The 25,273-nt window shown below is 66.9% G+C and carries 31 protein-coding genes; 26 read left to right on the top strand and 5 right to left on the bottom strand.

Features of this window, described 5'->3' with window-relative positions; translation table 11 throughout:
* Window positions 1–58: 58 nt before the first annotated feature.
* Window positions 59–226, bottom strand: coding sequence for a DUF1674 domain-containing protein (locus ACZ5Z2_RS11390; RefSeq protein WP_464758698.1), 168 nt, complete (start codon window positions 224–226; stop codon window positions 59–61).
* Between the two features lie 126 nt (window positions 227–352).
* On the opposite strand from ACZ5Z2_RS11390, the gene ygfZ reads away from it, so the two are divergent.
* Together ygfZ and ACZ5Z2_RS11400 are read left to right on the top strand one after the other, a co-directional pair.
* On the top strand, window positions 353–1,126 hold the full coding sequence (gene ygfZ, locus ACZ5Z2_RS11395) for a CAF17-like 4Fe-4S cluster assembly/insertion protein YgfZ (RefSeq protein WP_464758699.1): 774 nt from the start codon (window positions 353–355) through the stop codon (window positions 1,124–1,126).
* Between the two features lie 453 nt (window positions 1,127–1,579).
* Window positions 1,580–2,014, top strand: a complete 435-nt coding sequence (locus ACZ5Z2_RS11400; protein ID WP_464758700.1) for a cell wall hydrolase — start codon at window positions 1,580–1,582, stop codon at window positions 2,012–2,014.
* A 180-nt stretch (window positions 2,015–2,194) separates the two neighbouring features.
* Here the strand turns inward: ACZ5Z2_RS11400 and ACZ5Z2_RS11405 are convergent, their stop codons facing one another.
* A complete protein-coding gene (locus ACZ5Z2_RS11405) occupies window positions 2,195–2,674 on the bottom strand; it encodes an outer membrane lipoprotein (protein ID WP_464758701.1) in 480 nt (159 codons plus the stop codon).
* A 34-nt stretch (window positions 2,675–2,708) separates the two neighbouring features.
* Window positions 2,709–3,299 carry a glycine zipper 2TM domain-containing protein gene (locus ACZ5Z2_RS11410; RefSeq protein WP_464758702.1) on the bottom strand — a complete coding sequence of 197 codons (591 nt, stop codon included), beginning with the start codon at window positions 3,297–3,299 and terminating at the stop codon, window positions 2,709–2,711.
* Between the two features lie 140 nt (window positions 3,300–3,439).
* On the opposite strand from ACZ5Z2_RS11410, the gene ACZ5Z2_RS11415 reads away from it, so the two are divergent.
* The 7 genes from ACZ5Z2_RS11415 (at window position 3,440) to phbB (ending at window position 10,839) form a co-directional block, all read left to right on the top strand.
* Entirely contained in the window at window positions 3,440–4,219 is a 780-nt protein-coding gene (locus ACZ5Z2_RS11415) for a TatD family hydrolase (protein WP_464758703.1), read from the top strand.
* Between the two features lie 103 nt (window positions 4,220–4,322).
* Window positions 4,323–4,817 carry a MarR family winged helix-turn-helix transcriptional regulator gene (locus ACZ5Z2_RS11420; protein WP_464758704.1) on the top strand — a complete coding sequence of 165 codons (495 nt, stop codon included), beginning with the start codon at window positions 4,323–4,325 and terminating at the stop codon, window positions 4,815–4,817.
* 44 nt (window positions 4,818–4,861) lie between these two features.
* Window positions 4,862–6,361 carry an efflux transporter outer membrane subunit gene (locus ACZ5Z2_RS11425; protein ID WP_464758705.1) on the top strand — a complete coding sequence of 500 codons (1,500 nt, stop codon included), beginning with the start codon at window positions 4,862–4,864 and terminating at the stop codon, window positions 6,359–6,361.
* The gene (locus ACZ5Z2_RS11430) at window positions 6,358–7,560 is read left to right on the top strand and encodes an EmrA/EmrK family multidrug efflux transporter periplasmic adaptor subunit (protein ID WP_464758706.1); all 1,203 of its coding nucleotides are present in this window, start codon (window positions 6,358–6,360) and stop codon (window positions 7,558–7,560) included. Before ACZ5Z2_RS11425 ends, ACZ5Z2_RS11430 begins: the two co-directional genes overlap by 4 nt.
* Before the next feature lie 156 nt (window positions 7,561–7,716).
* Window positions 7,717–9,270 carry a DHA2 family efflux MFS transporter permease subunit gene (locus tag ACZ5Z2_RS11435; RefSeq protein ID WP_464758707.1) on the top strand — a complete coding sequence of 518 codons (1,554 nt, stop codon included), beginning with the start codon at window positions 7,717–7,719 and terminating at the stop codon, window positions 9,268–9,270.
* Between the two features lie 132 nt (window positions 9,271–9,402).
* The gene (gene phaR / locus ACZ5Z2_RS11440; RefSeq protein WP_464758708.1) at window positions 9,403–9,888 is read left to right on the top strand and encodes a polyhydroxyalkanoate synthesis repressor PhaR; all 486 of its coding nucleotides are present in this window, start codon (window positions 9,403–9,405) and stop codon (window positions 9,886–9,888) included.
* Between the two features lie 192 nt (window positions 9,889–10,080).
* A complete protein-coding gene (phbB, locus tag ACZ5Z2_RS11445) occupies window positions 10,081–10,839 on the top strand; it encodes an acetoacetyl-CoA reductase (protein ID WP_464758709.1) in 759 nt (252 codons plus the stop codon).
* Between the two features lie 97 nt (window positions 10,840–10,936).
* On the opposite strand, the gene ACZ5Z2_RS11450 is transcribed toward phbB, so the two are convergent.
* Window positions 10,937–11,296 carry a helix-turn-helix transcriptional regulator gene (locus tag ACZ5Z2_RS11450; RefSeq protein ID WP_464758710.1) on the bottom strand — a complete coding sequence of 120 codons (360 nt, stop codon included), beginning with the start codon at window positions 11,294–11,296 and terminating at the stop codon, window positions 10,937–10,939.
* Between the two features lie 259 nt (window positions 11,297–11,555).
* On the opposite strand from ACZ5Z2_RS11450, the gene ACZ5Z2_RS11455 reads away from it, so the two are divergent.
* The 17 genes from ACZ5Z2_RS11455 (at window position 11,556) to metX (ending at window position 24,265) form a co-directional block, all read left to right on the top strand.
* Window positions 11,556–11,867 (top strand): hypothetical protein, encoded by a 312-nt coding sequence (locus tag ACZ5Z2_RS11455; RefSeq protein ID WP_464758711.1) that lies wholly within the window; start codon window positions 11,556–11,558, stop codon window positions 11,865–11,867.
* Complete coding sequence (locus tag ACZ5Z2_RS11460) at window positions 11,864–12,394, top strand: hypothetical protein (protein ID WP_464758712.1); 531 nt, start codon at window positions 11,864–11,866, stop codon at window positions 12,392–12,394. Before ACZ5Z2_RS11455 ends, ACZ5Z2_RS11460 begins: the two co-directional genes overlap by 4 nt.
* Window positions 12,395–12,480: 86 nt before the next feature.
* Window positions 12,481–12,879 carry an energy transducer TonB gene (locus ACZ5Z2_RS11465; RefSeq protein ID WP_464758713.1) on the top strand — a complete coding sequence of 133 codons (399 nt, stop codon included), beginning with the start codon at window positions 12,481–12,483 and terminating at the stop codon, window positions 12,877–12,879.
* Window position 12,880: 1 nt separating this feature from the next.
* On the top strand, window positions 12,881–13,237 hold the full coding sequence (locus ACZ5Z2_RS11470) for a hypothetical protein (RefSeq protein ID WP_464758714.1): 357 nt from the start codon (window positions 12,881–12,883) through the stop codon (window positions 13,235–13,237).
* 68 nt (window positions 13,238–13,305) lie between these two features.
* Window positions 13,306–14,073, top strand: coding sequence for a hypothetical protein (locus tag ACZ5Z2_RS11475; protein WP_464758715.1), 768 nt, complete (start codon window positions 13,306–13,308; stop codon window positions 14,071–14,073).
* Window positions 14,074–14,180: 107 nt separating this feature from the next.
* Window positions 14,181–15,575 (top strand): FAD-dependent oxidoreductase, encoded by a 1,395-nt coding sequence (locus ACZ5Z2_RS11480; RefSeq protein ID WP_464758716.1) that lies wholly within the window; start codon window positions 14,181–14,183, stop codon window positions 15,573–15,575.
* Between the two features lie 18 nt (window positions 15,576–15,593).
* Window positions 15,594–16,001 carry a DUF3293 domain-containing protein gene (locus ACZ5Z2_RS11485; RefSeq protein WP_464758717.1) on the top strand — a complete coding sequence of 136 codons (408 nt, stop codon included), beginning with the start codon at window positions 15,594–15,596 and terminating at the stop codon, window positions 15,999–16,001.
* Window positions 16,002–16,059: 58 nt separating this feature from the next.
* Window positions 16,060–16,695, top strand: a complete 636-nt coding sequence (ccmA, locus tag ACZ5Z2_RS11490) for a cytochrome c biogenesis heme-transporting ATPase CcmA (protein WP_464758718.1) — start codon at window positions 16,060–16,062, stop codon at window positions 16,693–16,695.
* Between the two features lie 279 nt (window positions 16,696–16,974).
* Window positions 16,975–17,658, top strand: a complete 684-nt coding sequence (ccmB, locus tag ACZ5Z2_RS11495; protein ID WP_464758719.1) for a heme exporter protein CcmB — start codon at window positions 16,975–16,977, stop codon at window positions 17,656–17,658.
* 3 nt (window positions 17,659–17,661) lie between these two features.
* On the top strand, window positions 17,662–18,420 hold the full coding sequence (locus ACZ5Z2_RS11500) for a heme ABC transporter permease (RefSeq protein WP_464758720.1): 759 nt from the start codon (window positions 17,662–17,664) through the stop codon (window positions 18,418–18,420).
* A complete protein-coding gene (gene ccmD, locus ACZ5Z2_RS11505) occupies window positions 18,417–18,644 on the top strand; it encodes a heme exporter protein CcmD (RefSeq protein ID WP_464758721.1) in 228 nt (75 codons plus the stop codon). The genes ACZ5Z2_RS11500 and ccmD overlap by 4 nt, the downstream gene beginning before the upstream one ends.
* Before the next feature lie 12 nt (window positions 18,645–18,656).
* On the top strand, window positions 18,657–19,124 hold the full coding sequence (ccmE, locus tag ACZ5Z2_RS11510) for a cytochrome c maturation protein CcmE (RefSeq protein WP_464761700.1): 468 nt from the start codon (window positions 18,657–18,659) through the stop codon (window positions 19,122–19,124).
* Window positions 19,121–21,091 (top strand): heme lyase CcmF/NrfE family subunit, encoded by a 1,971-nt coding sequence (locus ACZ5Z2_RS11515; RefSeq protein WP_464758722.1) that lies wholly within the window; start codon window positions 19,121–19,123, stop codon window positions 21,089–21,091. The genes ccmE and ACZ5Z2_RS11515 overlap by 4 nt, the downstream gene beginning before the upstream one ends.
* Window positions 21,088–21,630, top strand: coding sequence for a DsbE family thiol:disulfide interchange protein (locus ACZ5Z2_RS11520; protein ID WP_464758724.1), 543 nt, complete (start codon window positions 21,088–21,090; stop codon window positions 21,628–21,630). Before ACZ5Z2_RS11515 ends, ACZ5Z2_RS11520 begins: the two co-directional genes overlap by 4 nt.
* Window positions 21,627–22,088: a cytochrome c-type biogenesis protein gene (locus ACZ5Z2_RS11525; RefSeq protein WP_464758725.1), complete on the top strand. Its 462-nt coding sequence runs from the start codon at window positions 21,627–21,629 to the stop codon at window positions 22,086–22,088. Before ACZ5Z2_RS11520 ends, ACZ5Z2_RS11525 begins: the two co-directional genes overlap by 4 nt.
* Window positions 22,085–23,125, top strand: a complete 1,041-nt coding sequence (locus ACZ5Z2_RS11530) for a tetratricopeptide repeat protein (protein WP_464758726.1) — start codon at window positions 22,085–22,087, stop codon at window positions 23,123–23,125. Before ACZ5Z2_RS11525 ends, ACZ5Z2_RS11530 begins: the two co-directional genes overlap by 4 nt.
* The gene (gene metX / locus ACZ5Z2_RS11535; protein ID WP_464758727.1) at window positions 23,126–24,265 is read left to right on the top strand and encodes a homoserine O-acetyltransferase MetX; all 1,140 of its coding nucleotides are present in this window, start codon (window positions 23,126–23,128) and stop codon (window positions 24,263–24,265) included.
* Window positions 24,266–24,339: 74 nt separating this feature from the next.
* On the opposite strand, the gene ACZ5Z2_RS11540 is transcribed toward metX, so the two are convergent.
* A complete protein-coding gene (locus ACZ5Z2_RS11540) occupies window positions 24,340–25,248 on the bottom strand; it encodes a hypothetical protein (RefSeq protein ID WP_464758728.1) in 909 nt (302 codons plus the stop codon).
* Between the last annotated feature and the right edge of the window lie 25 nt (window positions 25,249–25,273).

Here is a 25,273-nt window from a genome sequence, read left to right on the forward strand (position 1 = left end):
AAGCTGCCTGCCAAGCCGAACCGCCTCCGCGCGACGACGCATGCCGCCGCGCGACGCATCAGAAATCGATGCAGCGCCCGTTCTTCTCCCAATCGCCGTAGCGGGTGGGATCGAGCGCCGGCCGCTCCGTCGCCTCTTTCTCCCCCGCTGGCTGCGCGGGCACGGCCACGGTTTCCGACGTGGCGGAAACAGGCCTGGATTCGGGAGGGCGGGAAGTGTCGGACATGGTCATCGCAAGCGGCCGGAGATTAATACTTGACGCAATGCCGCACAACCTTGACGACTTGCGATCCGTCGCCACCGGCCACATCTTGCCTCACCTATGCCGATGCCCTGCCCCGCCGAAACCCTGTTGATCGAAGGCCCCGACGCGATCGCTTTCGCGCACGCGCAATTCAGCAGCAACGTCCAGTCACTCGCCGTCGGCGCGTGGCAGTTCAGCGCATGGCTGAATGCGCAGGGCCGCGTGCGCGCGCTGTTCCATCTCGCGCGCCTGGACGAACAACGCCTGCTGCTGCTGTTGCGCGGAGGCGAGGCCGCCGCGATGGGCGACGCGCTGCGCCGTTATGTGTTCCGCTCGAAACTCGCCATCGCGGATTCGCCGTGGCGCACGCTCTCCACCGATGCCGCCCTGCCCCTGCATGAAGTGGCCGCCGCACCGAACGGCATCGTGCTCGGCTGCGGCACGCACGGCCTGCGCATCGCCACCGAAGGCGAAGGCGATGCGATGTGGCGCCACGCTCAACTGCAACTCGGCTGGCCATGGCTGCCGGCATCCGCACTCGACACCCTGCTGCCTCCTGCGCTGTCGCTGCACCGGCTGCAGGCCGTCGCCATCGACAAGGGTTGCTACCCGGGCCAGGAAATCGTCGCGCGCCTGCACTGGCGCGGCGGGCACAAGCGGCATCTGTGCAAGGTGCAACTCGAACGCAACGCGACGCCTGGCGACGTGCTTCGTCGCGACGGCAGCGAGGTCGGCGTGCTGCTCGACGCCGTCGCGCACGGCAAACACATCGACGCCCTTGCCGTATTGAACGACGACATCGCATCCACGCATCTGGATGGAGCAACGCTGCCGCTCGACGATGGACTCGTACTGCGTGTGCGACACCAATGGGAAAACTGACGCGTACATAGTCGCGCATACGTGAACATTCGTTCACTTTCGTCGTCGATTTGCACCGAATTGGAATCACCAGGCACTTGCCGTGGAAAAAAACCGCCGCTAGGCTCCGCCCACCAAATCAATGCGGCCCCCGTCACACACGGCTGCCGATGCACGCGACGAACCGGAAGATTCCGAATCGGCGCGACCCGGTGAAGAGCACCGGATGGAACACCCGCCAGAGTGCGGAACAAGTTGCAGGCTACACGGCGACACGCCGCGCAACGCCAGCAACGACAAACCCCGGACGGCACAGCTGCACCGCCGTCCGGACGCCACAATCCCGTGGCACTTCGCCCAGCCACAAGTTTCGGTTGCGCGATTCAATCCAGGTGGAACGGCCTGCCCGCCCGTCCACCGCAACGGCGCCAGGACATACCACCGTCTGCGCGTACAGCACGCTGGAGGCAGACAATGAAACTTTCCATGTTGTTGTGGTTGACCACCCTGATGCCGCAACCCGTCGCCAACCAGGCCTGCCTGGCCACGACGGTATATCTGGAGGCGCGCAGCCAACCCACCATCGGCCAGATGGCCGTGGCCGAGGTGGCGATGCGCCGCCGCGAACGCGGCCAGTGGGGCGACACGGTGTGCGAAGTCGTCACCGCTCCGCACCAGTTCGCGACCACCACCGTGCCCGGCTCATTCGAGATCACCAACCTCGACGCTTTCCACAAGGCGTGGGAGGTTGCCGGGCAAACCATCTACGACTGGCAGTTGCCGAAGAACCAGCGCCGCATGCTGGTGCCGCGCGCGGATCACTTCGCCACCGCGACGATCTCGCCTGCATGGTCGCGCAACAAGCAAAGCATCACCATCGGCGACCACACGTTCTATGCAGTGAACTGAGGATTCGCTTTCGCGGTCGCCCATGACCGCGAGAGCCGAACAAGCGACCGCCCCCGGCTGCGCCGCTCAGCACTCCCGCGATCGTGCATGATCGCAGGAATGAAAAGGCCCTCTTGCGAGGGCCTTTTCTTTTGGACGTCCAGACGTCCAGGCGTCCATTTCTTGACGCACTCGCGATGGCTACATCGGATAGACGTGCCCGTCGCTCACCTGCACGTAATCGCCGTTGCGAACGCGCGGGTCTTCGCGCTGCGTCACCGTGGCGTAACGGCCGTCGTCCAGCCGCACCACGATGCGCCACGCGTCACGCCCGCCGCCCGAACGCTGACCGACCTGGTTGCCGACGATGCCGCCGGCCACCGCACCGGCCACCGTGGCGGCCTTGCGGCCATCACCCTTGCCGATGGTGTTGCCCAGCACGCCACCGGCCACCGCGCCGATCACCGCACCCAGCACGCCGCCGTTCGGGTTGCCGCCATCCAGGTACACCTGCCGCACGTCCTGCACCACGCCGCAGCTCTGGCACCGGCGGTAGCCGTTGCCAGAGCCTTGCGCGTAATAGCCGCCATGGCCGTAGTCAGGGCTGGTGACGCAACCGGACAACGCCAACCCGGCGGCCAGCACGGCCACGGGAACGATGCTTCGCACGGAAAGGTTCATCACATGCTCCTTCGAGGTTCACGCCATGCCGGAATCAACGGGCGTCCGACACCGCCGTCACGCCTTCCTGCACCTGCACGCGATTGCCCGGATCGTGATCCATGCGCGTGGTGCGGGTAACGCCGTTGTACACGTACTGCACGTCGTAGCCGACGATCTTGTCGCTGCCGGCCACCGTGCTGCACTGGCGCTGCACCGACTGGGTCACCTGCGGCTTGTGGTGCGCGTTCTCGATGCGGTTGCCGGCATAACCGCCCGCCGCCGCGCCAGCCACCGTGCTCAGGGTCTTGCCCTTGCCGCCGCCGACCAGGTGGCCGAGCAGGCCACCGGCCACGGCGCCGATCGCAGTGCCGGCGATGTTGTGCTGATCCTTCGGCGGCGCGGCCTGGCTGACCACTTCGTCGTGGCAGACCTGGTGCGACGCCGTCGTCGAATGCACCGGCGTCACGCTGGTCACCTGCGCGTATTGCGGGCCGGCCGGCTGCTGCACGGCCGCGGGCTGCGCGCCGTTCCCGGCCTGGTCGCCCGCCGTGCCGGCATCGGCGCTGCGGTTGCAAGCCGACAAGCCGACAGCCAGCGCCGCCACAATCCCCACGTTGAGTGCATTGACCATCAACTTCTTCATGACCACTCCTCCTCTGTTTTGTGTTTCGGCCGCAAGCGCAACTTCGTGCGGCCTGCGGTGCCATTGAACCTTCATGAATCTGAATACTGCCTAGACCGGCATCGTTACACTAGCCAGACACCGAGAGACCCATCACACCCGTGCTTGCCGACAGCCACGTCCATCTCGACGACCGCGCCTTCGACGCCGACCGGGCGCTCGTATTGCAACGCGCGCGCGACGCCGGTGTCCGGCAACTGGTGATACCGGCCGTGGATGCTGCCAGTTGGCCGCGCATCCGCGGTCTTTGTGCGGCGCACCCGCGCATGCTGCATCCCGCCTACGGCCTGCACCCGGTGTTTCTGCACCAGCATGCGCCAGGCGACGTCGTCGCACTGTCAGCGTGGTGCGAAGCGAACGAAGCCGTCGCCATCGGCGAGATCGGGCTGGATTTCTCGGCGCCCGGCCTCGATCCCGCGTTGCAGCGCGAGTACTTCGAGCAGCAACTGGCGCTGGCCCGCGAGCTCGGCCTGCCGGTGATCGTGCATGCGCGGCAGGCATTGGAGGAGGTCATCCTCACCCTGCGCCGCCACCCCGGCGTGCGCGGCGTGGTGCACAGCTTCTCCGGCAGCGAGGAGCAGGCGCGCCGGCTGTGGGATCTCGGCTTCCTGGTCGGCATCGGCGGCCCGGTCACCTACGAGCGGGCGCAACGCCTGCGCCGCATCGTGGCCGGCATGCCGCTCGAATTCCTGCTGCTGGAGAGCGACGCGCCCGACCAGCCCGACGCAAGCCATCGCGGCCAGCGCAACGAACCCGCGCACGTCGCCGACGTGCTGCGCTGCGTGGCCGCATTGCGCGGCGAAACCGAGCGCGACGTGGCCGCCGCCACCGCCGCAAATACCCGCCGCCTGTTCGGCCTCCCCGAACCCGATCCCGCGTAATCCATCGCGACACTTGCGCCGCGCGCGAAGCCGCGCCACAATTTATTTCACCAGTGAAATATGAACTGATGAAATGACTCGTTTGGGCAACTGCATAGCAATGATGGACGAAGGCGTCGGGCGCATGCGCGAGGCCGTGCCCGGGCTGCCCGTCGAGCAGGTCACGCTATGCCGCCTGATGTCCATGCTGGGCAAGCGCATGGACGAAGGCCTGGAAGAGAAGCTCAAGCCGCACCAGCTCAACCACAGCGAATTCCTCACCTTGATGATGTTGCACAGCCGCCCGGACGGCAGCTCCACGCCAGGCGAGCTGTGCGAATTCACCTCGCAGGGCAGCACCAACATGACGCGCATCGGCAATGCGCTGGTGAAGCGCGACCTGATCTCCCGCGGCGCCAGCGCCGAGGATCGCCGCTGCGTGCTGATGCGCATCACCGCCGCCGGCCGCCGCTTCGTGCAGAAGATGCTGCCGCCGATGTTCCCGCACACCGAGGCGATCTTCGCCGGCTTCACCGCCGCCGAACGCAAGCAGTTCAGCCGGCTGCTGCGCAAGCTCGCCAAGAACCTCGACCAGCTCGACGCGCAGGACGCGTCGTGAAGGAGCCCAAGATGACCCTCATCCCGCCGCGTCCACGCACAGCCATGGCACTCGCCGTCGCGCTGGCGCTCGCCGGCTGCGCGTTCGCGCCGCCGAAGCTGCAGCACCCCGCCCTGCGCGACGACGTGCCGCTGGCCGGCCTGCAGGACGCCGCCGTCGCCGGCTGGCCCGCCACCGACTGGTGGCGCGGCTACGACGACCGGCAGCTCGACGACCTGATGGCGACCGCGCTGCGCCAGTCGCCCGACCTCGCGCAGGCGCAGAGCCGCGTGCACACCGCCGAGCAGTCGGTGAAGCTCGCCGCCGCGCAGGCCGGTCTGAGCATCAACGGCAGCGCGCAGGTCGCCCGCCAGCGCATGAGCGAACACGGCCTGATGCCGCCGAAGCTGCTCGGCTTCACCTGGTACAACCAGGCCGACCTCGGCGTGCAGTTCCAGTACGACTTCGACTGGTGGGGCAAGAAGCGCGCCGCCATCGAGAGCGCGCTGGATCAGGCGCACGCCGCCGAGGCGCAGCGCGCGGCTGCCGCGCTGACTATCCAGAACGCGGTGGCCGACACCTATTTCGGCTGGCTGGCCGACGAGGCGCGGCTGGCGCTGGCCAGGCAATCGCTGGACGTGCAGCAGCGCCTGCTGCGGATCGCCGAACTGCGCGTGCGGCAGGGCGTGGATCTGCCCGACACCGTGCAGGAGGCGCGCTCGCGCATCGCCGGCGTGGAACAGGCGCAGACCGCGCTGGAAAGCTCGGCGCGCATCCGCAAGGTGGCGCTGGCGGCCCTGCTCGGCGTGGCGCCCGAGGAGCTGCCGCCGCTGTCGCCGCGCCCGCTGCCGGCGGTTCGCGGCGGCCTGCCCGCCGACGCCAGGCTCGACCTGATCGCCCGCCGTCCCGACATCGCCGCCAGCCGCTGGCAGGTGGAAGCGGCGCTGAAGCAGACCGACGAAGCGCGCGCGCAGTTCTTCCCCGACATCAGCATCGCCGCGATGGCCGGGCTGTCCAGCACCAACCAGGCCACGCCCGCACTATTCGGCGGCGGCGGTTCGGGCGACCTCGGCAACGTGTTCAGTCCCAGCAGCCGCGTGCTCGGCCTCACCCCGGCACTGCACCTGCCCATCTTCGAGGGCGGACGCCTGAAGGCCGCCTACGGCATCAGCCGCGCCCAGCTCGACGATGCGGTGGCGCAGTACAACGCCACCGTGTTCCACGCCGCGCGCGAGGTCGCCAGCCAGGTACTGGCCGCCGAGCGCCTGGCCGCCACGCGCCAGCAGCAGCAACAACAGGTCGACGCCGGCGAACGGCTCGACGCCAACGCGCAGGCCCGCCTGCAACGCGGCGTGCGCGATGCCCGCGAAAGCCTCGCCGCGCAGGCGCAGTTGCTGCAACAGCAAGATCAGGCCGTCGCCCTGCACGCGCAGGCGCTGAGCACCGACCTCGCCCTCGTCGACGCGCTCGGCGGCGGCTACCGCATGCCGGCCGACGCCGCTGCCGCGACCACGCCTTCCAACACGCCACTTTCCAAGAACGCCAACCGGAGCCCCAGCCCATGAGCGCCACCGAGTCCGCCCTTCCGCAGGACGCCAACGACAGCGGCCTCGCCGCCAAGGATCCACCCAAGCGCCGCCGCGCGCTGCTGATCGTGACGATGGTTTTCGTGCTCGCCGCACTGGCCTGGTTCCTGCTGTGGAAGTTCGTGTTCTCCACCCGCGAGAGCACCGACAACGCCTATGTGGGCGGCAACCAGGTCGGCATCTCCGCGCAGGTGCCCGGCACGGTGGTCGCCGTGCTCACCGACGACACCCAGCACGTCGATGCCGGCCAGGTGCTGGTGAAGCTCGATGCCACCGACGCCGACGTGCGCCTGCGGCAGGCGCGCAGCGCGCTCGCGCTTGCGGTGCGCCAGGTGCGCGGCCAGACCGACAGCGCCAGCGGCGCCGATGCCGCGGTGGCGGCGCGCAAGATCGACCTGGCCAAGGCCGAGGCCGACCTCAAGCGCCACTTGCCGCTGGTGGCCGCGCAGGCCGAATCGCCCGAGACCGTGCAGCACCTGCGCGACGCCGTGGCCGGCGCGCAGGCCGCGCTGGACGCGGCGCAGGCGCAGGCGCAGGCCGCGCACGCCGCCATCGCCGGCACCGACATCGCCGACAATCCGGCCGTGCAGCAGGCGCGCGCCAACTTCCGCGCCGCCTGGGTGGCCGCGCAGCGCAACACCATCGTGGCGCCGGTGTCCGGCTACGTGGCCCAGCGCAGCGTGCAGCTCGGCAACAGCGTCGCGCCCGGCCAGCCGCTGATGAGCGTGATCCCGCTGCACCACCTGTGGGTGGACGCCAACTTCAAGGAGAACCAGTTGCGCCACATCCGCATCGGCCAGCCGGCGACCATCACCACCGACCTCTACGGCAGCAAGGTGGAATACCACGGCAAGGTGATCGGCCTGGGCGCCGGCACCGGCAGCGTGTTTTCGCTGCTGCCCGCGCAGAACGCCACCGGCAACTGGATCAAGGTGGTGCAGCGCGTGCCGGTGCGCATCGCGCTGGACGACAAGGAACTGGACGAGCACCCGCTGCGCGTGGGCCTGTCCGCCGACGTCACCGTGGACATCAGCCGGGATCAGGGCAAGGTGCTGGCCACCGGCCCGGCGCAGCCTGCGGCCGAAACCAGCGTGTACGACGCCATCGCCAGCCAGGCCGATGCCGAGGCCGACAAGGTGATCGCGGCCAACCTCGGCGCTGGCGGCAAGTCGCGCTGAGGGCACCCGGACTCTGTTCGTCGTTCCGGCGAAGGCCGGAATCCAGTGTCTTTGCGCTCGATGGCTCGTGGGCGCTGGATCCCGGCCTTCGCCGGGATGACGAGCCTGGAACTGCAACCACAAACCCATAGCTCCAAGCACCCACGCGAGCCCCGCATGGCCACCACGCCCGAAAACGCCACACCGCTGAAGCCGCTGCACGGCGGCCCGCTGGCGCTGCTCACCATCGCCGTCGCGTTCAGCACCTTCATGGAGGTGCTGGACATGACCATCGTCAACGTGGCCGTGCCGCACATCTCCGGCAGCCTCGGCGTGAGCGCCAGCGAAGGCACCTGGACGATCAGCTCCTACTCGCTGGCCAGCGCGATCATGCAGCCGCTCACCGGCTGGGTGGCGCGGCGCTTCGGCGAGGTGCGCACCTTCGTGGTGTCGGTGCTGCTGTTCGTGATCTTCTCGATGCTGTGCGGCCTGGCCACCAGCATGCCGATGCTGGTGTTCGCGCGCCTGATGCAGGGCGCGGGCTCCGGCCCGATGGTGGCGCTGTCGCTGACCCTGCTGCTGACCAGTTATCCGAAGGAGAAACAGGGCATCGCCATGGCGATGTGGGCGATGACGGTGGTGGTGGCGCCGATCTTCGGCCCGATCCTGGGCGGCTGGCTCACCGACAATTTCTCCTGGCCGTGGATCTTCTACATCAACCTGCCGGTGGGCATCGCCGCTGCGGTCATCACCTGGTCGATCCTGCACAAGCGCGAGACGAAGACCGTCAAGGCGCCGATCGACGCCATAGGGCTGGTGTTGCTGGTGGCGGGCGTGGGCTGCCTGCAGTTCATGCTGGACAACGGCAACGACCACGACTGGTTCGCCTCGCCGCTGATCCTCACCCTGGGCCTGGTCGCCCTGGTCAGCCTCACCTTCCTGGTGGTGTGGGAAATCCACGCCAAGCATCCGGTGATCGACCTGTCGCTGTTCAAGCAGCGCAACTTCACCGTGGGCGTGGTGGCGTTGACGCTGGGCATGTTCGCGTTCTTCGGCATCAACGTGGTGTTTCCGCTGTGGCTTCAGCTCGACCTGGGCTACACCGCCACCTGGGCGGGCCTGGCCACCGCGCCGGTGGGTGTGCTGGCCTTCCTGCTGTCGCCGATCCTCGGCAAGAACATGCATCGGCTGGATCTGCGTGCGGTGGTGACCTTCGCCTTCATCGTCTTCGCGCTCACTTCGTACTGGTTCGCCGGCTTCGACAGCAACGCCTCGTTCGGCACGCTGGTGGTGCCGCGCTTCGTGATGGGCATGGCCATCCCCTGCTTCTTCATACCGTTGAACCAGATCTATCTCTCCGGGTTGCCCGCCTCGGAGATCGCCAGCGCCTCGGGCCTGTCCAACTTCTGCCGCACCATGGGCTCCAGCATGTCCACCGCGATCACGGTGACGCTGTGGCAGCACCGCGGCGAGCTGCACCATGCCAATCTCACCGAGAACGTCAGCAACGCCAACCCCGCGGCCACGCGGTTCCTGCAGGGCCTGACCCAGCACGGCATGCCGCACACGCAAAGCCTGGGCCTGATCGACCAGCTGGTGAACCGCGAGGCGCTCACCCTGGCGGTGAACGACGTGTTCTGGGGCTGCGCGGTGCTGTTCGTGCTGCTGATCCCCATCCTGTGGTTCGCCAAGCCGCCGTTCGGCAGCGCCGGCGGGGCCGTGGGGCACTGATCCGACACCGTTTGTTGCAGACCACCGTGGCGCACATCGCCGCGCCACGGCCATCGCCGAGCAGACCAATTTCGGCAGACGCATGCCATTGGTCTACTGGTGCGGCGCAATATCTCCTGCTAGATTCGCCGCATGGCACAAAACAAACGCACCATCAAGAAGTATCCGAACCGTCGGCTCTACGACACCGAGATCTCCAGCTACATCACGCTGGAAGAGGTGCGTCAGCTCGTGCTGGACAACGAGGACTTCGAAGTCCGCGATGCCAAGACCGGCGAGGATCTCACCCGCTCCGTGCTGCTGCAGATCATCTCCGAGCACGAGGAGAAGGGGCAGCCGATGCTGTCGCCCCAGCTGCTCAGCCAGATCATCCGCTTCTACGGCGACTCGCTGCAGGGCTTCATGGGGCCGTACCTGGAACGCAGCCTGCAGGTGTTCCTCGACCAGCAGCAGCAGTTCCGCACCCAGCTCAACAGCCTGATGGGCCAGACCCCCTGGGCGATGGTGAACGAGCTGACCGAGCGCAACATGGACGCGTGGAAGACCATGCAGCGCGGCCTGCTCGACGCCGCCGCGCAGATCACCCCGCCGGGCGGCCGCGGCAAGAAATCCGGCTGATCAACGCCACACCATCCCGCCAACGCGCCGCCCAAAAGCGGCGCGTTTTTATTTGAAAAGTGCGGCCATGGATGACCGCCCGTTTGACTCTCGCGATCATGGATGATCGCAAAAACACCCCAAAGTGCAGCCATGGATGGCCGCCCGTGTGATTCACGCGATCAGGGACGATCGCAAGGCAACGGAAACCCCATGAACGCACCTGTCACCTCCCGCCTGGCTCTGGTCACCGGCGGCCTCGGCGGCCTCGGCACCGAAATCTGCCGCCAACTGGCGCAAGCCGGCCGTCGCGTGGTCGCCGCCGACCTGCCCGCCAGCGAAGCCCGCCTCGCCGCTTTCCGCGAAGCCACTGCCGCATTCGGCGACGCCATCCGCCATGAAGCGCTGGACGTCAGCGACCACGAGGCCTGCGCCGCGCTGGTCGGCCGCCTCGAACGCGAACACGGCGGCGTGGACATCCTGGTCAACGCCGCCGGCATCACCCGCGACGCCAGCCTGCGCAAGATGACGCCCGCGCAATGGCACGAGCTGATGCGCGTGAACCTGGACGGCGTGTTCAACACCAGCCAGGCCGTGGTGGAAGGCATGACCGCGCGCGGCTTCGGCCGCATCGTCAACATCAGCTCGGTGAACGGCCAGACCGGCCAGTTCGGCCAGGCCAACTACTCCGCCGCCAAGGCCGGCGTGCACGGCTTCACGATGGCGCTGGCGCGTGAGACCGCGCGCAAGGGCGTCACCGTCAACACCGTCTCGCCCGGCTACTGCGACACGCCGATGGTGGCCGCCGTGCCGGCCGAGATCCGCGCCCAGATCGTCGCCGGCATCCCGGTGGGCCGGCTGGGCCAGCCCGCCGACATCGCCCGCGCCGTGTGCTTCCTCAGCGCCGACGACGCCAGCTACCTCACCGGCGTCAACCTGCCGGTGAACGGCGGGTATTTCATGAGCTTCTGATTCCGCTCGATTCTCTCGGCGCAGCCGAGGGATATGGGCGCTTCCCGGAATCCATGCACCATGATCCCCGACACGGGATCGCCGCCCCCTTGCAACGTCACTCCGCCTGCTTGATCAAATCCAGCAGCGCGGCCCGTTGCCGGGGAAGCAGCCTGCGGTAGCGCACCAACAGTGCCCGCTCCTTCTCGTCGCGAGCCAGTGGCGACGTCTCGTCGGCAACATCCCGCACTACACGTTCCGGCGATGCGTCGACCGGGCCGATGCCGCAGATCAGTTCGTCCAGCGAGCGCCGCAACTGGCGCCGTAGCTCCGGCAGCATCCGGAAACTGGGCGTCTCGCGGCCGTTCTCCCAGGCCGACACCGACGACTTGGTGACGCCAAGTTCAAAGCCGAGCTGCTCCTGCGTCATTCCCGCGGCCACGCGCGCCTCGCGCAGGCGATCGCCGAAATGCTTCATCCGCAGGCTCCGTGAACGGGGTTCCTGACGGTATGGGGATTCCGAACCAGTGTCGTGCGGCCATGGCTTGACAGTAAAAGTTCGGAGATCCAATACTTACAAGGAAGGAAGCGCCGAACCAAGGGCTTCAATTTTCGCAGTGGCAACGGGGATTCTTCGAGGCTCTCGCCAGCGACAGAAGGTGGCGGATACGCCGCCACGCAGGGCAACGGGATGAAGTCTCCGCTGGCACGGCTCCATCGAACCAGGGGGCGACACCATGTATTCGGGGACTCTGTATTTCGAGGACGGCGATCCTGTCGAGGTTCGCTCGTTCATCGTGCGCGACAGCGAGATCGCCTTCGACCTCACAGGCGGCTGGGGCGAGCACGGGTTTTGGCGACGAGAAGGCGTCGCACGCCAGCAAGGCCACGAATTCCATTCCGACATGGCCCCATCGTTCCAAAACGGCGAGGAAGGCTATCCATGCAAGATCGTATTCCGAACCGTACGCGGCGGCGATGTGGATGGGTACTGGTTTGAGGAGAGCGAAGCTCACGCCTTTAGTGGTTCGCTGGAGAAAAAGCCATGAAGTTCAGCATGGCCTTGCTGGCATATCTGGCCGTAGCCGGATCTTCACTCGCAGCCTCCTCCCCTCCAAAGCTCGCGCCGATCTCTTATTCCTCATATCGGATTATTGGCATAGATACATTTACATTAAAGCAAAATCCACCTAAACCACCATATGTTATCGGAGAAGTAATCACCCAGAACCCGGACATGGGTGTCCTTGTATTTTCCACTGACAACAATTCCGAACCAGAAATGAATTCAGAAATCTCCGAAAATCATCTATCACGATGCCGCTTAGTCTCGCACGACAACTCATTTTTTGTGCAGCTACACTCTGCAACAGAACCATATTCAATCGCAAACGATGAATTAAATATGGCGCGCATGGCAAGAGGCACCATCGAAGGGGGCTCTCTCCCGCCTGATCAGGTAGCGTTCTTCTTGTTTGCCAAGCATTTCGTGCAATGGTATGCCTCGGTCGAACTGCTTCCGAATTACGTGTGCTCAATAGGAAATCCAGGAAATATCGCAGCGCCCACTCACTAGTTAATTCAGTCGAAATGGTGGCGCACACAAGACAAACAGCCTCTCCGCACCTTGATTGAACCCTCACCATTGAGGAGACAGTTGAAATGATGAAGCATTGCAAGGCACTGATCCTGTCGTGCCTTATCACCGCCCTGTCATTCAATGCAGGAGCGGCTTCCGCACAAACACCCCCGGGAACCAATACGGATCAGAGCAAAGGGCCAGTTATCGTCCATGCGCTCCAAGCCCGTTACCCGCCCCAGGCCATTCGAAATCGCCATCAAGGCATAGCCAACGTACTCGTGACCGTCGATGCCGACGGCCACGCCGTCAGCGCCCGTATCCAACAGAGCTCGGGATACCCCGAACTGGACAAGGCCGCCATCGAGGCCGCCCTCAAGTCCCAATACCTTCCATACCTCAAGAACGACATACCTACGAAATCGACTTTGACCTTACCTATTACTTTCGATGCAGGTCATGGCTTCAACCTAGGGAAGTAAGATGAACGATCTCTTCAATGAAATCTCCAATGCAGCCCAAGTCCTTGGCATCATGGGGGCACAATGCATCCTGTTATTCATATGCCTGCTGGCCGTTGCAATCAAGTGGCCTCGTTATTTCATTGAAACATGCACTCTCATTGCAATGATCATTCTATTTTTTATAAATGCATCAAACATCGAGGGTTTCATAGCGGTAACGTTTGGAGCACTCAGCATCCTGACGGAATTCTTCCAGTGGATGGATCGTCGCGCCGCCAAGAAAACATCCATGACCGAACCACCCAGACCGCCGCTATCCCGCCGCATCACATTTTCAGATCAGCCAGCAGGACCCGCGCAAGGCCATGCAGAATGAATATCAAAACGAGAAATCGTTACTCGCACGGCATAGCACCATCCATCCTCGCGACAGGATAAGTAATAATGAAACCACTAGTGATTCTTGCTGCATTACTGACATTGACCGCGTGCTCGAAGGATTCTCTTTTTGGCAAGATCGGCGAATCCATCCATGACCATGAAAAGCAGGACAAGGCACAGGGCAACCATAATGCCGCCTTACCCGCCTCCCCTGCCTTACCCTCCACACTCTCCAAGCTCTTCGTCCCCGGTGCCATAGGTGGAAACCCGGCTTGGGTAGAGTCGATGACCGGGCCTGCGCAGCGGATCGACGATGAGGGCGACGGGAAACAGACACGCACCTACCAGGTCGATGGCTGCCGGGTCACGGCGAACATCTCCCAGAACACCGTTCAAGCGCTTTCCCTCGATATCGGCCCAACCTGTACCGTTTCGATGCAGGCGATGCTGCCGAGTGAGCCGGCATTCGACCTTACACGACTCACCTTTGCCGATGTGTTCAATGCGGGAGGAGCCTCCGGCCCCACCTTGTCTTGTGCGGGGCCATCCGAATGCGGCGCCTCCACGGATCCAAGCATCAGTGCCACTCTCGGAGGAAGCCACGCAGATGGTTGGCTTGAGGTGCAGTTCACGGGAACCATTCTTGGCGACAAGGACAACGATGATCTCTTCAACATGATGGAAGAGGAAGGCAAACGTCTCGGCAAAAGCAACGATGAGCTTACGAGCGATGTCTACAATGCCGATCCTCAACTGCTTGCAGCGGCGCAAGAGAAACTGGGGGACGTGAAGGTCACATCCATCACCTTTGATAACTCACTCGGCCAGTGAGCGACTGAAGCAACCCCGGTCTCGATAACCGGCGCGGCACTCCGACCAGTGTTGCAGTCCTCCGCCGCATGCGGAACAGTGTCGCGACCCCTCTCCCGGAACGCGCCATGACGCAAGCTCCTCGCATCACCCTGATCGGCGGCGGCCTGGTGGGCGCGCTGCAAGCGCGGCAGTTGGCGCAGCGCGGCTTTGCGGTGGAAGTGTTCGAGAAGCGCCCCGATCCGCGCCGCGCGGGCTTCCTCGGCGGGCGCTCGATCAACCTCGCGCTGGCCGAGCGCGGCTTGCAGGCGCTGCGCACGGCGGGGCTGGCCGACCAGGTACTGCAACGCGCGGTGATGATGCGCGGGCGCATGGTGCATGCGCCGGACGGCACCAGCGGGTTGCAGCACTACGGCGTGGACGACAGCGAGGTGATCTGGTCGGTGTCGCGCGGTGCGCTGAACATGCTGCTGCTGGATGCGGCTGAGACATCCGGCGTGCGTTTCCATTTCGGCCAGTCGCTGGCGGGTGCGGATTTCGGACAGAGCCGCATCCAGTTGGCCGACGAAACCGGTGCCATGCGCGGGCACGACGCGGGCCTGCTGATCGGTGCCGACGGTGCGGGTTCGGCGTTGCGCGCGGCGATGAACGCCCATGCGCCGCTGGGCGAGCGCATCGAGCCCCTGGGCCACGGCTACAAGGAACTGGAAATCCCCGCCGCCGACACCCTGCCTCCTGCGCTGGTGCAGCAGGCCGGCGGCGCAGGCCGCTTCGCCATCGAACCGCACGCGCTGCATATCTGGCCGCGCGGCGGCTACATGTGCATTGCGCTGCCAAACGCCGAGGGCAGCTTCACGGTGACGCTGTTCCTGCCCGCGCAGGGCGCGCATCCCAGCTTTGCCACCCTGCCCGACGCGGCGGCGGCGCGCGCGTTCTTCGCCGCGGATTTCTCCGACCTGCTGCCGCTGATCCCGCGCTTCGACGCGGACTATGCCGGGCACCCGATGGGCACGCTGTCCACGCTGTATCTCGACCGCTGGCACCTCGACGGCCGCGCGCTGCTGGTGGGCGACGCGGCGCACGCCATCGTGCCGTTCCACGGCCAGGGCATGAACTGCGGCTTCGAGGACACGGTGACGCTGACCGAACTGCTCGCCGCCGCGCCCGGCGACAGCGCCGGCGTGTTCGCCGAGTTCCAGCGCATCCGCCAGCCCAACGCCAATGCGATCGCCGCGATGGCGCTGGAGAACTACGTGGAGATGCGCGACTCGGTGGCCGACCCGCACTACCTCGCCAAGCGGGCGCTGGGCGCGAAGCTGGCGGAACGCGCGCCAAAGCATTTCATGGCGCGCTACCGCATGGTCACCTTCACGCACCTGCCCTACGGCTATGCGCTGGAACGCGGCCGCATGCAGGACGCGCTGCTGGAAGAAATCCTGCGCGACGCACCGAATGCGGACGCCATCGACCTCGACGCGGCGGCGCGAATGCTGCAAGCTCGGCTGCCGCCCCTGCCCCTGTAGCCCCGCCGACGCCGCACCATGAACGAGTTCCTGCTCGAAGACTTCCGCAACACCACTTACCACGTGGTGCTCGACACGGTGCGCTGGGCGGCCATCCGCATCGACCTGCCGCTGCCGGCCGAACTGGCCACCGTCGTCGGCGCGCGTCCGTGGGGCTTCATCACCGCGTGGAACCCGCAAGCGCGCAGGCGACCGCCCGCGGAAAACCTCGCTGCGCAGCAGGCCTTGGTGGATGCGCTGGGCAGGCTACCGCAGGTCGCCGTGTATCCCGCCATCGGCGTGGGCCAGACCGGCTGGAGCGAACCCAGCCTGTTCGTGATCGGCGCCGACGTGCCCACGCTGGACACGCTGATGCGCGAGCACGCGCAATTGGCCTACGTGCACGGCGAGGCCGACGGCCCCGCCGAACTGCGCATGCTGGCGTGACCGCAGCGGCAGCGCGCCGCATGGACAAGCTCGCCGGGCATTGCGGAGAATGCGGCGGATGACCGCCGCCTCCGTCGCCATGCCCCTGCTCGAAGCACGCCGCCTGAGCTTCCACCGCCAGGACGAGCCGGTGTTCGCGCCGCTGGATTTCCGGCTGCATGCGGGCGAACTGACGCTGGTCGAGGGCGACAACGGCAGCGGCAAGTCCACCCTGCTGCGCCTGCTGGCCGGTTTGCTGCACGCGAGCGAAGGCGAACTGCGCTGGCGCGGTGCGCCGTGGCGGCACGACGCCTGCGCGAACGAGATCCTGTTCCTCGGCCACCAGTTGGGGCAGAAGCACGAGCTGAGCCCGCGCGAGAACCTGGCCTTTGCCGCCGGATTGCACGGCTGCCGCGACGGCGTCGCGCCGGATGCAGCGCTGGACGAGGTGGGCCTGCACGGCTACGAAGACGAACCGGTACGACGGCTTTCCGCAGGACAGAAGAAGCGCGCCGCACTGGCGCGCCTGCTGCTGCAACCGGCTGCGCTGTGGCTGCTGGACGAGCCTTACGCAAACCTTGATCGGCACGGTATCGCGCTGGTCAACCGATTGCTGGAGCGGCACATCGCCGAAGGCGGCGCGGCGCTGGTGAGCAGCCATGGAGCGGTGGGATTCCATGGCGGCGAGCCGCAACGGATACGCCTGCATGCGTAAGCATGTCCGGGAACCATCGCATGCCATCGCAGGCAAGCTCACCAGGGATAACCTCTCGGTCGCCTGCCGAATGCAGGCGTGCGGTTCCGGCCAAGCGGGCAAGCTCCCTCTCCCCTTCGGGGAGAGGGTTGGGGTGAGGGGCGGGTGCTCGCGACGATCTTTCCGCTCTTCTGAGCCTTGGCTCGTCTGCCGCGAGCTTTCGGTCACCTACCAGCACCCGAGCCACTCCGCTTTGTTGGCCCAAAGGGAAATGGCTGTGGTACTGCGGAAGGCTGCGCCATGAGCACCCCGCTCCCGCGCGCCTGCGCCGCCATGCTCCGCCGCGATCTCACCCTGGCCTGGCGCCGCCGCGGCGACCTGGCGATGCCGGTGCTGTACGCGGTGATCGTGGTGGTACTGTTCCCGTTCGCGCTGGGGCCGGATCTGGCCTTGCTGCAGCGGATCGCCGGCGGCGTGGTGCTGGTGACGGTGCTGCTGGCGATGCTGCTGGCGCTGGATGCGATGTTCGCCAGCGACATCGAGGACGGTTCGCTGGAGCAACTGGTGCTGGCGCCGCAGCCGCTGGCACTGATGCTGGGGATGAAGATCCTCGCGCACTGGCTCACCACGGCCTTGCCTCTGATCGTGATCGCGCCGCTGCTGGCCGGCATGCTGCACCTGCCGACCGCTGCGATGCCTGCGCTGCTGCTGGCGCTGCTGCTGGCCACGCCGCTGCTCAGCCTGCTCGGCGCGGTGCTGGTGGCGCTGACGGCCGGCACGCGGCGCTCTGGTATGCTGCTGGCCTTGATGTTGCTGCCGCTGTGCGTGCCGGTGGTGATCTTCGCGGCCGGCGCGGTTGCAGCCGCCCAAGAGGGGCTTCCGTGGTTCGCTCCGGTCGCGTGGCTGGCCGCCGCACTCATCCTCTGCGTGGTGTTGGCGCCGCTGGCCTGCGCGGCAGCGTTGCGCATTGCCCTGGACTCGTAAGCGATGTCTACCTGGATTCCGCTCTGGTTGCACAAGCTGGGCTCGCCGCCGACCTTCTACCGCTTCGCCGGCGCGGTGTGGCCGTGGGCGATGGGGCTGGCACTGCTGTTCGGCGCGGTCGGCCTGTACGGCGGGCTGGTGCTGGCGCCGCCGGATTACCAGCAAGGCGACGCCTACCGCATCATCTTCATCCACGTGCCCAGCGCGTGGATGAGCATGTTCGTCTACGCGATGATGGGCGTGTCCGGCTTCATCGCGCTGGTGTGGCGCATCAAGCTGGCCGAGGTGGTGGCGATGGAGTCGGCGCCGATCGGCGCGGCGTTCGCCTTCATCACCCTGGTCACCGGCTCGCTGTGGGGCAAGCCGATGTGGGGTACGTGGTGGACGTGGGACGCGCGGCTCACCTCGGAGCTGGTGCTGCTGTTCCTTTACCTCGGCGTGATCGGGCTGTACCACGCCTTCGAGGATCGCCGCCAGGGCGCGCGCGCCGCAAGCTTCCTCGCCATCATCGGCGTGATCAACGTGCCCATCGTGCATTACTCGGTGGTGTGGTGGAACACGCTGCACCAGGGCAGCACGGTGAACATCTTCGGCCACTCCAAGATGCCGTGGGAGATGCTGTGGCCGCTGCTGGCGATGACGCTGGCCACCAAGTGCTACTACGCGGCCAGCCTGTGCCGCCGCGCGCGCACCGACATCCTCGCGCTGGAAGGCGGCAAGGACTGGGTGCGCGGGATCGCGCAAGCCGAGGCCGGCCGATGAGCGCGCTGTCGCACCTCTTCGTGCTGAGCGGCGAAGCCGCCGCTTTCTTCAGGATGGGCGGCTACGCAGGCTACGTGTGGCCCGCCTATGCCGTGTTCTTCATCGTGCTGATCGCCGACAGCGTGGCGCCGCGGCTGCGCCGCCGCCGCATCCTGCGCGAACTGCGCGGCCGGCTGGCGCGGCAGGCCGCGCGCGAACGCCGCCCCTCATCTTCAACGAACTGACCCGCCATGCCGATGAACCCCACCCGCAAGCGCAGGCTCACCCTCGTGATCGTGGTCGCGGTCGCCGCCGCGCTGGCGATAAGCCTGGTGGTGTACGCGCTGCAGCAGAACATGAACTACCTGTTCACCCCCAGCCAGGTGCAGTCGGGACAGGCCGCGCAGTACAAGACCTTCCGCCTCGGCGGCATGGTCAAGGCCGGCTCGATCCAGCGCAGCAAGGATTCGCTGCAGGTCACCTTCACCGTGGTCGACGCCGGCGGCGCGATGCCGGTGGAATACACCGGCATCCTGCCCGACTTGTTCCGCGACAACCAGTCGGTGATCGCCACCGGCCACATGGCCGGCGCGCGCTTCGTCGCCACCGAGGTGCTGGCCAAGCACGACGAGACCTACATGCCGAAGGAGCTGAAGGACGCGATGGCCAAGGCGCATGCGGACGCGAAGGTGAAGCAGGCCGCCGCGCAGGACAAGAGCCCATGACCCCCGAACTCGGCCAGCTCGCGCTGGTGCTCGCCTTCCTGCTCGCCATCGCGCAGGGCGTGCTGCCGCTGGTCGGCGCATGGCGCGGCAACCGCGCGCTGATGGCGGTGGCGCGTCCCGCCGCCGCCGGCCAGGCGGTGTTCGTGGCAACGGCCTTCCTGATCCTGGTGTGGGCCTTCCTGCATTTCGATTTCTCGGTGCAGTACGTGGCCGACAACTCCAACCTCGCGCTGCCGTGGTACTACCGCATCGCGGCGGTGTGGGGCGCGCACGAGGGCTCGCTGCTGCTGTGGATCCTGATCCTCAACGCGTGGACGGTGGCGCTGGCCGCGTTCAGCCACAAGCTGCCGGAAGTGTTCGCCGCGCGCGTGATCGGCGTGATGGGCTTGGTCGCCATCGGCTTCCTCGCCTTCATCCTGTTCACCTCCGACCCGTTCGGCCGCCTGCTGCCGATGCCGGCCGACGGCGCCGACCTGAATCCGGTGCTGCAGGATCCGGGCATGACCTTCCACCCGCCCGTGCTCTACATGGGCTACGTGGGCTTCTCGGTGGCGTTCGCGTTCTCCATCGCGGCCCTGCTGGGCGGCGAGGTGGAACAGGCTTGGGTGCGCTGGGCGCGGCCGTGGACGAACGCGGCCTGGGGCTTCCTCACCCTCGGCATCGTGGCCGGCAGCTGGTGGGCCTATGCGGAACTGGGCTGGGGCGGCTGGTGGTTCTGGGATCCGGTGGAGAACGCCAGCTTCATGCCGTGGCTGGTGGGCGCGGCACTGATCCACGCGCAGGCGATCACCGAGAAGCGCGGCGGCCTGCGCGCGTGGACCCTGCTGCTGTCGATCTTCGCGTTCTCGCTGTCGCTGCTGGGCACCTTCCTGGTGCGCTCGGGCGTGCTCACCTCGGTGCACGCGTTCGCCTCCGATCCGCGCCGCGGCGTGTTCATCCTGATCTTCCTCACCATCGTGGTGGGCGGCTCGCTGCTGCTGTACGCGCTGCGCGCGCCCAAGGTGGCGGGCGGGCGGCCTTTCCAGATCGTCTCGCGCGAGACGGCATTGCTGATCGGCAACCTGATGCTGGCCACGGCCTCGGCGATGGTGCTGCTGGGCACGCTGTTCCCGCTGATCGGCGACGCGCTGCACCTGGGCCGCATCTCGGTGGGGCCGCCCTACTTCGGCCTGCTGTTCCCGCTGCTGATGGCGCCGGTGGTGCTGTTGCTGCCGTTCGGGCCGTTCCTGCACTGGGGCAAGGCCGATGCCGGCCTGCTGAAGGCGATCGCGCTGCGCGCGGGCATCGCCGCGGCGGCATGCGCCATCGTGGCGGCGTTCTTCGTGCAGGGGCAGTCGAAGGCCATCGTCGGCGTGGCGGCGGCGGTGTGGATCGCGGTGGGCGTGCTGCTGTACGCGTACAAGCGCTGGCGCGAAGTGCCGCGCGGCCGGCGCTATCCCGCCGAGATGGCCGGCATGCTGCTGGCGCACCTCGGCGTGGGCGTGTTCGTGATCGGCGTGCTTCTGTCCGAATCGCTCAGCGTCACGCATGACGTGCGCCTCGCCCCGGGCCAGAGCGAACACGTCGCCGGCTACGACTTCCGCTTCGACGGCGTGCATCGCACCGTGGGCCCGAACTGGCACGCCGACCAGGGCGTGGTCACCGTGCTGCAGGGCGGCGCCACCGTGGCGACGATGCGCCCGCAGAAGCGCACCTACTCGCACGAACAGGTGCAGACCGAATCGGCGGTGGACGCCGGCGTGTTCCGCGACCTGTACGTGGCGCTGGGCGAGCCGATGGACGCGAACAACATCGAGGGCGCCTGGGCACTGCGGCTGTACTACAAGCCCTTCGTGCGCTGGATCTGGGGCGGCGGCGTGCTGATGATGCTGGGCGGCTTCGTCGCCGCCGGCGACCGCCGCTTCCGCATCAAGCGCATCGCCGCCGAGGCGGCGACATCCGGTGCGGCGCAGGAGTCGCCGGCGTGAAGCGCTTCGTGCCGCTCATCGTGTTCCTGGCGCTGGTGGGCCTGTTCGGCTTCGGCATCTGGTGGAACACCTGGCACGACGCGCGCTACGTGCCCTCGCCGCTGATCAACAAGCCCGCGCCCGACTTCGCGCTGCCGAAGCTGGACGCGCCCGACCAGACCGTCACCAAGGCCAGCCTGCTCGGCAAGCCCTACCTGCTCAACGTGTTCGGCAGCTGGTGCGTGGCCTGCGCCGAGGAACACCCGGTGCTGATGGCCGACGGCCGCCAGCTCGGCATCGCGCTGGTGGGCTACGACTACAAGGACGCGCCCGACGACGCCAAGGCCTGGCTGCGCGACCGCGGCAATCCCTACGACGTGGTGGTCGCCGACCGGCCCGGCCGCACCGCCATCGACTTCGGCGTGTACGGCGCACCGGAGAGCTTCCTGATCGATGCGAAGGGCGTGATCCGCTACAAGCACATCGGCCCGCTCACGCCCGAGGTGATCGCGCGGGAATTGCAGCCGGCCATCGCCGCCGTGCAGCGGGAGACGCCATGAAGCCGCGCGCGCTGCTGCTCGCCGCGCTGCTGGCCTGCGCCGGCCACGCGCTCGCCGCCACCGGCGCGATCGAGCCGCTGCCGTTCAAGGATCACGCGCAGGAAGTGCGCTTCCAGCACCTGACGAAACAGCTGCGCTGCATGGTCTGCCAGAACGAGGATCTGGCCGACTCCAACGCCGACCTCGCGCGCGACCTGCGGCTGGAAGTGTTCCAGCTGATGCAGCAGGGCAAGAGCGACGACGAGATCAAGCAGTACCTGGTGAATCGCTATTCCGACTTCGTGCTGTACGACCCGCCGCTGAAACCCGCCACCTGGCTGCTGTGGTTCGGCCCGCTGGCGATCCTGCTGGCCGGCGCCGCGGTGGTGACGGTGGCGATACGCCGGCGCCGCGGTGCCGCTGGCGCGAACGACAACCCGGCTGGCGCGGAGCCCGCCGACACGGGGGACGACTGGTGAAGCTCGCGTTCTATCTGGCCGCCGCCGCGATGCTCGCGGTGGCGCTGGCCCTGCTGCTGGTGCCGCTGCTGCGCGAGGGGCGCCGCAACGGCCGTTCGCGCGGCGTGTTCGCGCTGGCTCTGGGCATAGCACTGCTGCTGCCGCTGGGCGCCGGCGCGCTGTACCTGCACGTCGGCACGCCCATCGCGCTGGACGGCGTGCCCGCCGCGCCCAAGCGCATGGACTTCCAGCAGGCGCTGGCCGACCTGCGCACGCACCTGGCGCAACAGCCGAACGACGCGCAGGGCTGGGCCCTGCTTGCCGAAGCCACCACCGCGCTCAAGCAGCCCGCCGACGCGCGCGACGCCTGGGATCACGTGCTGAAGCTCACGCCAGATGACGTGACCGCGCTGGTGGGCTGGGCCGAAACCGATTCGATGGCACGCAGCGACCACCGCATCGACGGCCGCGCCCTCGACCGGCTGCATCGCGCGCTGGAACTGCAGCCGGACAGCCAGCGCGCGCTGTGGCTGCTCGGCATCAGCCAGTTCCAGCACGCGCAATACGCGGACGCCGCCGCCACCTGGCGCAGGCTGCAACCGTTGCTGGAACCCGGCTCGACGGTCGCCAAGGCCGTGGCCGAACAGATCGCCAACGCTGACGCCCGCGCCGGCATCAAACCTTCCGCCGAGTCCGCACCTGCCACCAACCCAGGAACCACGCTGACCGTGCAGGTGAGCCTCGCCCCCGCGCTCAAGAACAAGCTGCAGGCCGGCGACCAGCTCTACGTATTCGCCCGCGCCGTGGGCGGCCCGCCGATGCCGCTGGCCGTGGCGAAGCTGGCCGCCAGCGCGCTGCCCGCCACCGTCACGCTCAGCGACGCGATGGCGATGACACCGGAGCTGAAGCTCTCCTCGGTGGCGCGCGTGGTGGTGGAAGCGCGCATCAGCCACGACGGCCAGCCCATCGCCCAAGCCGGCGACCTCGAAGGCAGCGCCGGCATCGTGGACACCGGACGCAAGACGCCCATCGCCCTCACCATCGACAAGGTGCACTGAGTGACCGACGCACGCCGCTACTGCAACCTGCCCTCGCCGTTCGCCATGAAGCGCGGCGGCACGCTGCACGGCGCGCGCGTGGCCTACGAGACCTGGGGCACGCTGAACGCCGCGCGCGACAACGCCATCCTCGTGCTCACCGGCCTCTCGCCCAGCGCGCACATGATGTCCAGCGCGGACGACCCCACGCCCGGCTGGTGGGAAGGCATGGCCGGCCCCGGCAAGGCCATCGACACCGACCGCTGGTTCGTGGTCTGCGTGAACTCGCTGGGCAGCGACAAGGGCTCCACCTGCCCCGCCTCGACCAACCCCGCCACCGGCGAGGCGTACCGGCTGGACTTCCCCGAGCTGTCGCTGGAAGACGTGGCCAACGCGGCCCGCGAAGTGGTGCGCCAGCTCGGCATAGAACGCCTTGCCTGCCTGGTCGGCTGCTCGATGGGCGGCATGGCCGCGCTGGCCTACATGCTGCTGCATCCCGGCACCGTGCGCGCCCACGTCAGCGTGGACACCGCGCCGCAGGCGCAGCCCTTCGCCATCGCCATCCGCTCGCTGCAGCGCGAGGCGATCCGGCTCGATCCCGATTGGGCTGGCGGCCACTACGACATCGGCCCCCACGACGGCAGTGCCGACGGCACGCGCTATCCCGACATGGGCATGAGCATCGCGCGCAAGCTGGGCGTCATCACCTACCGCTCGGCGATGGAATGGAACGGCCGCTTCGCGCGCATCCGCCTCGACGCCGAGCAGCGCGCAGAGCAGCAGGCCGCACAGCCCTTCGGCTTCGAGTTCCAGGTGGAGTCCTACCTCGAAGGCCACGCCCGCCGCTTCGTGCGCAGCTTCGACCCCAACAGCTACCTCTACCTCTCGCGCGCCAGCGACTGGTTCGACACCGCCGAGTACGGCGGCGGCAACGTGATGGAAGGCCTGAAGCGCATCCGCGTCGAACGCGCGCTGGTGATCGGCGTCAGCACCGACATCCTGTTCCCGCTGGAGCAGCAGGAGCAGATCGCCGACGGCCTGCGCGCCGCCGGCGCCGCGGTGGACTTCGTGGCGCTGGACTCGCCGCAGGGCCACGACGCCTTCCTGGTGGACATCGAGAACTACAGCCGCGCCATCGGCAGTTTCCTGGCGAAGCTCTGAATCCGGTGCGGATTACGGCCTGAAGGCCCTGATTTCCTCGTCGTCCCAGCAAAAACCGGCCCGCGAAGTAAGGATCACTGCTGCATTCCCCCTCTAGAACGCAGCCAGTTGAGAAAGACCACGACCGCGACCACCACCAATACGCCCCGGATCAGCAAGCTCCCCATGCCACCGGGGCTTGCGCCATAGTCGCGGCGAAAAACTTCATCATCGAAGTTCAGCTCGGAGACTTCGGGATGACCGACTTCGTAGGCAATCGGAACCTGACCGTTCGAACGCGCGTAATCGACATGGGGGTCGCCATCGTCTCCGAGCCATGCGTAGCCGTGTACGGACTCCGTCTGGCCTGATGGCACAAACGCGTATTCCACGTAGTAGGAGTGAATCGCACGCGTTCCGTACAAGACACCTTGATAGACGTGGACGACCTCCGCCCTGGCCCGCAACCCGTTATACCGAATCCTGGCATCGTCATGCGCCTGGTTGTGTCGCGAAATCGCCCCAGGGAGAAAAATCAACACAAGGGCGATCCCGATGAGTGGGGCCGCAAATACAAGTACGGATCGTGGGTCATTGAAATCAACCCGCGCACTCGCGACCTTTCCCACAACCGCTATCGCCGTCATCGTGACGGCAAGAAACGCAGTGGATCCAAGATCACTGTGCAGAATGAGGTCGGATGCCGGCACATCACCGGAAAGCACGGAAACAACCGGGAAAAAAGCAAAAAGAAGCAGGCAGACAAGAGCCTTGAGCCATACGGATCTGTCACTGAAAATCGCCTTCAGCCCCATCTGGAACCAGGGGTCTTCGTGCGGTTCGTCATCGGGTTCCCCGCTGGGGTCATCCTCGTAGGGCGCCAGCGGCCGGTGTGGTTCCTGCAGGGTTTTCGCATACGCCTTGCCGCAAGCGGGGCATTGCCAGTCAGGCGCCTGATCGGTCGGCTTTCTTTCGTAGCCACATGCCTGACAAACGGTTCCCATGCCCAGCCCCCCTGTGAATTGACCC

It is taken from the genome of Rhodanobacter sp. G1 (assembly GCF_055397855.1).